Consider the following 1053-nt stretch of genomic DNA (forward strand, 5'->3'; position numbering starts at 1 on the left):
GGGGTACTTCTGAGCCGATGGCTCAGAAGAGCTTGAAGCGGGAAGCTTGAAGTTGGAAGAAACGAGGCGTGACGCCTCGGCTGGACATGGAGCGTTCAGATGGATTTCGAGAAGCTTGAGGTTTGGAAGCGGTCGGCTCGTTTATCAGCGGATCTATACAGGGCGACGCGGGATCTTCGTGATTTTGGTTTTCGGGATCAAATCACACGATCCGGGCTGTCTGTTCCCAGTAATGTCGCAGAAGGGATGAGTCGCCGTTCCTCGAAGGAAAAGTATCGCTTTCTCGATATCGCCAAGGGCTCCTGCGCTGAGCTTCGAACACAGATATACATCGGCATCGACATCGATTACCTGGACCGGGATAAGGCATCCCGCTGGCTTGCGGAAACCCGCGAAATCGCCGCGATGCTCACCGGCCTGATGAACAAAGTAACGAGCTGAAGCGTGCGGCTGGAAGAACCCCGGAGGTGTGACAGGACACTTCCAGCTTCCAGCCTCAAGCTTCGAGCTATCTCCCAAGGAGAGACCATGGCACACGCATCGGACTTGATCGCCTCGGACATCGGGGCCTATCTAAAATCACATGAGAACAAGGGGCTGCTGCGGTTTATCACCTGCGGTAGCGTGGATGATGGCAAGAGCACCCTGATCGGACGATTGTTGTTCGAATCGAAGCTGTTGTTCGAGGACCAGCTAGCCGCGGTGGAAGCCGACTCGAAGAAGTACGGCACCCAGGGCGGGGAGATGGACTTCGCCTTGCTGGTCGACGGCCTGGCCGCTGAGCGTGAGCAGGGCATCACCATCGACGTGGCCTATCGCTTTTTCTCCACCGACAAGCGCAAGTTCATCGTCGCTGATACCCCGGGCCACGAGCAGTACACCCGCAACATGGTCACCGGCGCCTCGACCGCCGATGCCGCCATCCTGATGGTCGACGCCCGCCAGGGCGTGCTCACCCAGACCCGCCGGCACAGTTTTTTGATGCACCTGATCGGCATCCGCCATGTGGTGGTCGCGATCAACAAGATGGACCTGGTCGACTACTCGCAGGAA

Annotated in this window: 2 protein-coding genes; both read left to right on the forward strand. The window is 57.9% G+C overall.

All coding sequences use genetic code 11. The features are described from left to right. Positions 1–99 precede the first annotated feature (99 nt). Positions 100–441 (forward strand): four helix bundle protein, encoded by a 342-nt coding sequence (locus tag ABGV18_RS11460; RefSeq protein WP_396586143.1) that lies wholly within the window; start codon positions 100–102, stop codon positions 439–441. Between the two features lie 87 nt (positions 442–528). Next, on the forward strand, positions 529–1053 hold a 525-nt coding region (locus tag ABGV18_RS11465), incomplete at its 3' end, for a GTP-binding protein (protein ID WP_396586144.1).

It is taken from the genome of Guyparkeria halopsychrophila (assembly GCF_044582135.1).
Lineage (GTDB): Bacteria > Pseudomonadota > Gammaproteobacteria > Halothiobacillales > Halothiobacillaceae > Guyparkeria.

Excerpts from the sequence above, each read along its gene's own strand:
- ABGV18_RS11460 (WP_396586143.1), top strand. The coding sequence starts at position 100 with ATGGATTTCGAGAAGCTTGAGGTTTGGAAGCGGTCGGCTCGTTTATCA.